The sequence below is a fragment of the Amycolatopsis sp. NPDC059021 genome (assembly GCF_042739895.1).
Classification (GTDB): Bacteria; Actinomycetota; Actinomycetes; order Mycobacteriales; family Pseudonocardiaceae; genus Amycolatopsis.
In genome coordinates this window covers 1-6,430 of sequence record NZ_JBHYIQ010000195.1, presented here as the reverse complement: position 1 = coordinate 6,430, position 6,430 = coordinate 1, and the positions used below count along the sequence as shown (strand labels likewise).

At 70.7% G+C, this 6,430-nt stretch carries 6 protein-coding genes; 3 read left to right on the top strand and 3 right to left on the bottom strand.

Features of this window, described 5'->3' with window-relative positions; genetic code table 11:
* Positions 1–60 precede the first annotated feature (60 nt).
* Complete coding sequence (locus ACFWX1_RS47700) at positions 61–1,068, bottom strand: hypothetical protein (protein ID WP_378396571.1); 1,008 nt, start codon at positions 1,066–1,068, stop codon at positions 61–63.
* A 170-nt stretch (positions 1,069–1,238) separates the two neighbouring features.
* Here ACFWX1_RS47700 and ACFWX1_RS47695 point away from each other — a divergent pair, with 170 nt between their 5' ends.
* On the top strand, positions 1,239–1,691 hold the full coding sequence (locus ACFWX1_RS47695) for a hypothetical protein (RefSeq protein WP_378396570.1): 453 nt from the start codon (positions 1,239–1,241) through the stop codon (positions 1,689–1,691).
* 3 nt (positions 1,692–1,694) lie between these two features.
* Here ACFWX1_RS47695 and ACFWX1_RS47690 read toward each other — a convergent pair whose 3' ends face one another.
* Both ACFWX1_RS47690 and ACFWX1_RS47685 read right to left on the bottom strand, forming a co-directional pair.
* The gene (locus ACFWX1_RS47690; protein WP_378396569.1) at positions 1,695–2,798 is read right to left on the bottom strand and encodes a caspase family protein; all 1,104 of its coding nucleotides are present in this window, start codon (positions 2,796–2,798) and stop codon (positions 1,695–1,697) included.
* A gap of 12 nt (positions 2,799–2,810) precedes the next feature.
* On the bottom strand, positions 2,811–4,859 hold the full coding sequence (locus ACFWX1_RS47685) for a hypothetical protein (protein ID WP_378396568.1): 2,049 nt from the start codon (positions 4,857–4,859) through the stop codon (positions 2,811–2,813).
* A 233-nt stretch (positions 4,860–5,092) separates the two neighbouring features.
* Here ACFWX1_RS47685 and ACFWX1_RS47680 point away from each other — a divergent pair, with 233 nt between their 5' ends.
* The gene (locus tag ACFWX1_RS47680) at positions 5,093–5,593 is read left to right on the top strand and encodes an RNA polymerase sigma factor (protein WP_378396567.1); all 501 of its coding nucleotides are present in this window, start codon (positions 5,093–5,095) and stop codon (positions 5,591–5,593) included.
* Between the two features lie 106 nt (positions 5,594–5,699).
* Positions 5,700–6,314, top strand: coding sequence for a CHAP domain-containing protein (locus ACFWX1_RS47675; protein WP_378396566.1), 615 nt, complete (start codon positions 5,700–5,702; stop codon positions 6,312–6,314).
* Positions 6,315–6,430: the final 116 nt, after the last annotated feature.

Genomic DNA, 6,430 nt, shown 5'->3' with positions numbered 1-6,430 from the left:
CTCCTTGAGAGACCCAGAGTCCCTCAAGGAGGCCCCCACGGACCTTCGCTGCCGGGTGCGCTACTTGCAGGGGAGGGTGCTGCTGCGCAGGGCGTGGCCGCCGTCGTTGTCGTCGTCGGACCAGACGACCGGTTTGCGGCCGGACGCGCAGGCCTCCTGCGGCGCGATCGCGAAGCCCTCGTTGTTGTAATTGGACATGCCGGACGGCCGGTCGTAGGTCGCGCCGACCGCGAACTTGCCCTGCGCGGTGATGTCGAGCGTGGTCGAACGGCCGTCGCAGTTGTCGTCGCAGACCGCCCACAGGTGGCCGGTCGAGGGTTCGAATTCGAGGTCCATGACCGCGGGCAGGCCACTCGTGATGGTGGCGACGCGGGTGTAGCTCCCGTTCTGGCCGAGCGCGTAGGCGTAGATCGTCCCGTTGTCCTCGAGGCCGACGAAGTACAGGCCGCCGCCGTGGCCGGGATACTTCGCCGGGTCGTACGCGGCCTTGGTGTGCTCGTCCCGGAACTTGTGTGCGGTGAGGAACGAGTCGGGAACCCACGAGATGCCTTCGAGTCCCTTGTTGGGCGACACCGACGGAAGATCCTTCGTGAGATCCCACTCAGCGGTAGCGTTCAGCGTGCTCGCGGACGAAGCCGGGTCGAAGCGGAGCACCTGCATGCGGCTTTCGTCGCCGTTGTCGTTGTCGCGCTCCGTGGCGGCGAACACGCCCTCGGGGGTGACGACCACGCCTTCCGCGTCGGGGTCGCCGCTGCCGTCCTGGTAGCGGAGCTGTTTGCCCTTCGCCCAGCCGCCGGACGGGTCGGGACGCCACTTCTTGCCGTCGGGCACCAGGCGGTAGAGCGTGCCGGGTCCGTTCTTCACCGCCCACAACACGCTGGGACTCTGGAAGGACAGGCCGCTCAGGTTGGAGCCGAACACGTTCGACCCGTCGGCGACGGCGACCTGGGCAGCGCCCGGCCAGGTCGCCCGCGGCGCGGCCGAGGCCGGCGCTGCGGAGAGGGTTACAGCGGCGACGGTCAGTCCCGCCGCGAGAAGTCGCGGTTTTCCACCCCAGTGCTTACGCAATGCAGTCGCTCCTGTTCACAGAGTTTCTACGCCGCAGGAAGTTGAGCACACCGCCGACGGCGGGGGCAAGAGCCGCCGCCGCGAAACCGCTGGTGCCGCGGTAAACCAAGGGAAGACGGGGCGAATGTTTCCGTCCGGGACGCGTAACGGCTTCCCCAGGTTCGGCGACTGTGCAGCCGACGAGCCCGCAGTGCGAGCGTCCACAGTGGACATATGTCGGTGAGCGGGAACGATCGGGCGACGGGACGGTGCGGATGACCGGGACAGGCGGGCCAAGGCTGTGGATCGGGGGTGACGCGGCCGATCTCGGGGTGTTGCTGGACTGGCTGCGTCACGAGGACGCGCTGCGCGGCCGGGTGCGGCCCCAGCGGGCGGAGCCGAGGCCGGGCGAGATGGGCGGCGTGCTGGACGCGCTCGTGGTGGCCATGGGCTCGGGCGGGGCGGGTGCGGTGCTGGCCCGATCGGTGTCGACGTGGTTCTCCCACCGACGCTCGGAGGTGAAGCTCACCGTCACCGCGGCGGACGGGCGCAGGATCGAACTCGACGCCCGGCGGGTGGCCGACGTCGCGGCGCTGGTTCGCGACGTGGAAAGGCTGCTGGAGCCGGGAGACCGGGCGCCGTGAGCCTCAGGAGGGGCCGCGCCCGGTCCGCCGTGGCCGGGTTCGCCGTGCGACGCCGTGGGCGGCGCGGTCGGTGCGTAGAGCGGCGAGCAGATTCACCGCTTCGCCGTGCTGGCCGGCCCGGCCGGTCCAGTAGGCGTGGCTTTCCCGGATCGCGAACACGTCCGGATGCGTCAGCCCGAACACGCGCTGGAAGTCCGTCACCAGCTCCGCGTGCAACCGGGCGGCCTCGGCGGGATTTCCCGCCAAGCCGACCTGGACGGCGTGCCGGCGACGACTGTCCAATGTGGTGGGATGAGCCGGGCCGAGTACCCTGGCGGCCTGTCCGGCGGCGGCCGCGAGCCTGCTGAGGACGCCGGCGCCGAGCGCGTGCGTGACGGGGTTCGGGGCGAGCGCGAGCCGGCCCGTGGTCTGGGTGCCGCCCTGACCCGGGCGGGCGAGGCCGCGTTCACCCAGCACTCGCCGGAGGTGACGGTGGACGAAGTCCAGGGTGAGCAGCTCGGGGCCGTCCGGCGCCCCGCGGGTGAGGAGATCGGTGAGCGCGCCGGTGAAGGCGGTGTGCCTCGCTCCCCAGGGCGCGGACGCGGTTTCGTTGCCGGAGGCGGAGGTGAGCGTGTAGGTGCCGGCGATCTCCAACTGCCCGGTGGCCGCGGACGAGGCGTCCGCCATGAGTTCCCCGATCGCCCTGCCGGAGAAGCAGCTGTCGACGATCAGGACGCGGTTCGCGGCCGGTGCGTCGGCGAGGAGTTCGCGGAGCCGGGCCGCCGGTAGCCCGGTCCAGCGCAGGCGGTCCACCGTGCTGTCCGGCATCGTGAGGTACAACTGCCCGCGACCGTCCAGGACACCGTGCCCCGCGTAGTAGACGAGGAGCAGGTCTTCGGCCTGTTCGGCGGCTTCTTCGAGTGCGTCGCCGACGGTGCGATGGTCCGGTTCGTCCAGCAGTGTCCGGCACTGCGCCGGCGGCAGGCCCGTACCGGCCGGAGCGGTGAGGATCGCGGCCAGGTCCGTGACGTTGTTCCGCACCGCGGGCAGCGCGGGCAAATCCGGATCGGCGAACTCGCTCGTGCCGATGAGCACCGCTCGCGAACGGAGCGGATCCGCCAGTCTCATGGACGCCTCCCGCTACTTCGGCGGCTGCCGCTGGTAGATGCCCGCGATGACCGGGTCCCCGGTGACCGTGAGCTGGTTCTTGCCCGTCAAGGTCACGGTCGCCGACACGGTCTTCAGAGCTTCGCAGCCGGTGGCCTCGAGCCGCAGCGCCACCGCCGGGTCACCGCTGGTGGTGGCGAAACAGGTGGCGACCGGATCCTTCGTGTCCTCGTGGAAGGAGACATTCGGGCCGTGGCGAACGTCGGCCGGGTCGTTGATGATCAGTGATCTCGCGCCACTGATCCAGTACGCGTAAAGGGTGGGGCGCGGCACGGTGCTAATCGTGGTCGGCGGTTTCGTTTGCTTGGTGGTGGTCGGCGGCGTCGGCGTCGGCGCGGGGGTGGTCGAGGTGGTACTCGCCGGTGTCGTGCTCACTGAGGGCGAGGGCACGTCCACCCGGGTGCCGAAGTCGCTGAATGTCTGGTGGACGGCGGAAGGCGGCGTGGTCGTGAAGAGGACGAGATGTCCGCTCTCGTCGATGCGCGCGGTGAACGGGACGGGAGCCGCCGCGGGCGGTCGCAGCGCCTGGGCGTCGAGGACACCTTCGAATTCACAGCCGCGTCGCGTGGCCGAAGCAGCCGCCGCCAATGCCGGGGTCGGTGACGGTACGTCGGTTTCGGTGCTGGGGCCCCACGTTCCGGTGGTCCCGGTAAAGGCGTAACGGGTCCCGCCCACACTGCGGAATTCCGTGGGCGCGTCGAGCCCGTCCTGTCGCCGCGTGAACCACGTCGTGGCCGTGACGGGATCGACGGCACCTTCGTAGGTGCGGTCGGCGATCCTCGTGGTGAACCGATGACTGATCCGGCCGAGTTCGCCCGCCGCGTCCGCGAGGACCCGGATGGCCTGCCGGTCGCCGACGACGGTGTCGCAGGGTTCGTGGGCGAGCAGACGGGGAACGACCAGGCCGGCGCCGGTCGCGGCGGCCGCGACGACGACGCCCGCCACCGCGACCTTGACCACGGACACACCGCCGCTCACGGCGGTCGTGGGTGCGGCCGCAGCGGAACTCGCGGCCGGTGCGCCCACGACGCCCGGCGCGCTCGCGATCGCCGTGGGCGCGCCCGCCGGTGCGACGGATGCGGAACCCGAGGCGAGGAGGCCGGTCGTGGTGCCCGCGGCGGCCACCCCACCCACGATCAGCGCCGCGGTGCGGGGGCCGACCCGGCGTCCGCGTCCGGCGAGCAGGTCCGGCCCGACCGCGCCACCGCCCTGACCGTCCTCTTCGGACAGAGCGAAGGCGGAAAACCATTCGGCCGCCTGGGCGGCCGTCGGCCGGTGCCCCGGATCGACGGCCACGCCCGCCTGGAGCAGCGTGAGCAGTTCCGGCGGCACCGCGGGGGACTCGGGGAGCGGCGCGGTCCTCGCCCGCAGATCGAGAGACGCGTCGTGCCATGGCGGGGTGCCGCCGAGCGCGACGTACGTCGTCACGGCCAGGCCGTACACGTCGCCCGCCTCGCTCGGCTGTGCCGTACCGGCCACCGCGGCGGCGATGCATTCGGGAGGGGTGTACAGGTCGGGCTCCGCCGGGACGGCCAGTCCGGGAGCGGCGGCGTCGAAGCCCGTCAGTACGACGTCGCCGTCCACGACGAGTACGGCCGACGGCTGGACCGTCCCGTGCACCACCCCGGCTTCGTGCGCGGCCGCCAGCGCTTCGGCGAGCGTGACGCCATGGCGCACGGCGTCGCGCGGTGGGAGCGAGCCGTCGGTGAGGAGCCGATCCGCCAGGACTTCGCCGGTCCCGGCGATCAGAAACGGCCGCGAGTCGCCGGTGATCCCCGAACCGAGGACGTCGGCCACGCGTGGATCTTCCGCGGCGAGCGCCAGTTTGGCGGCCCACGCGGTGAACTCCGCTCGTGTTTCGTCCGGTACCGGCGATTTCCCGACCGTCAGAACCGCTTCGCGTTCCTCCGGGCCGCCGATGAGGTACGTGGTCGCGACGGCGTCGTCGTCGAGTTCTTCGAGGATGGAGAAACCCGCCGGCAACGCCTCGCCGTAGTCCGCCCGCACTGATGCCCCCGCCATCCGACTCCGCCGCGAAGAACGCGGACCGTGACCGCTCAACCGCTAGTCGGAACGGCGCGAAGTTCGTTACAAGATCGGAAAACGCGCGTGCCCAGGCGGATCGCGCCACGATGGTGCCGCCGGACGTTCCACCCCATCGAGTGAATGGCTGGACGGTGCGCGATAGGGCAGGCTGAGGGTTCCGGTACGAGGGGACGGGTACCGGGGTCCACGGGGGAGGGGTGGCGGTTCGCGTGGTTGACGACGAATTCGACCGGGTGTTTCTGGCGGTTCTGCAGCGGCTTTCGGCGCGGGTCGCGGCGCTGGCCGGGTCCCGGCACCGGGCCGACGATCTGGTCCAGGACGTCTATGTGCGGCTCAAGAGCACCGGACGCCGGCGTGACCGGTTCCTCGGTCACGCGAACCCGTACGGCTACGCGCTGGCGACCGCGGTCAACCTCGCCCGCGGCGGCTGGCGTGCGGACCGGCGGCTGGTCCCGCTCGAGCGGGCGGCACCGGCCACCTGCGACGGTGACCTGCCCGCCGTCGACTCGTGGGACAGGGTGGCCTGTCTGCTGAGTCCCCTCACGGGCAAGGAAAAGGCCGTGGTGCTGCTCGTCGACCTCGACGGGCACACGCTGGAGGAGGCGGCCGCGCTGTTGCGCATCCACAAGGGAACCGTGCAGCGCAACCGGGAGCGGGCATTGGCGAAACTGCAAGGAAGGCTCCGCGAGCTCGCTGCGGCAAACGGGTGAACACCGTCCTTTCTCGCCGCGACGCTCATGCGGATCCGGCTCCGCAGGCATAACTCCCGTGAATACGGTCGCCCGGCAGGCGGCCATACGAGGGAGGGAAACCGTTGTGAAAAGGAAGAAACTGCGACTGGGTTTGTCGTCGCTGGTGGCGGCGCTGCTGATTCCGCTGTTCGCAGGCGGCGCCACGGGGGTGGCGCAGGCCGCCACGACGTCGTCGGTCGCCGCCGTGGAATCCACTGTGGACACCACGATCGACACGCTGGCCGTCAACCGTCAGCTGATCGTGAACACCGCGCTGAAAGAGGTCGGCGTGAAGCCGCCCGCCTGCGGCAAGTACGGCCCCTGCGCGAAGTACGACTGGTGCGCGATGTTCGTCGAGTGGGTGTGGAAGCAGGCGAAGGTGTCACCGGTGCCGACCACCTGGGTGGCGCGCGGCGTCGGCAAATGGGGCGTCCAGCACCAGCTCTTCAAACCGCGTCCCGCCGGCGGGCTCGGCGATCCGGTGCCGGGTGACCTGGTGATCTACGGTCCGCCGGACGGCGTGGTCGGCGGGCACGTGTCGGTCGTGGTCGCGGTGGACCGCGCGCACGGCACGATCGACACCGTGGACGGCAACTTCGGCAACAAGGTCGCCCACCGCAAGCACCTCGTCGCGACCAAGGTCACGGCGGGCGCCAAGAAGGTGCACATCTCGGGATATGTGAAACCACCGGGTGCGTGATCACGACGGGCACGTACGGCCGTGAAGGCCTCCTTCACAGCGCTCACCCCACGTAAGGTGGCCCAGAAAGGACCAGAAGTAACACAACCAACAAATAACGGAGGGGAGTTAAAAAA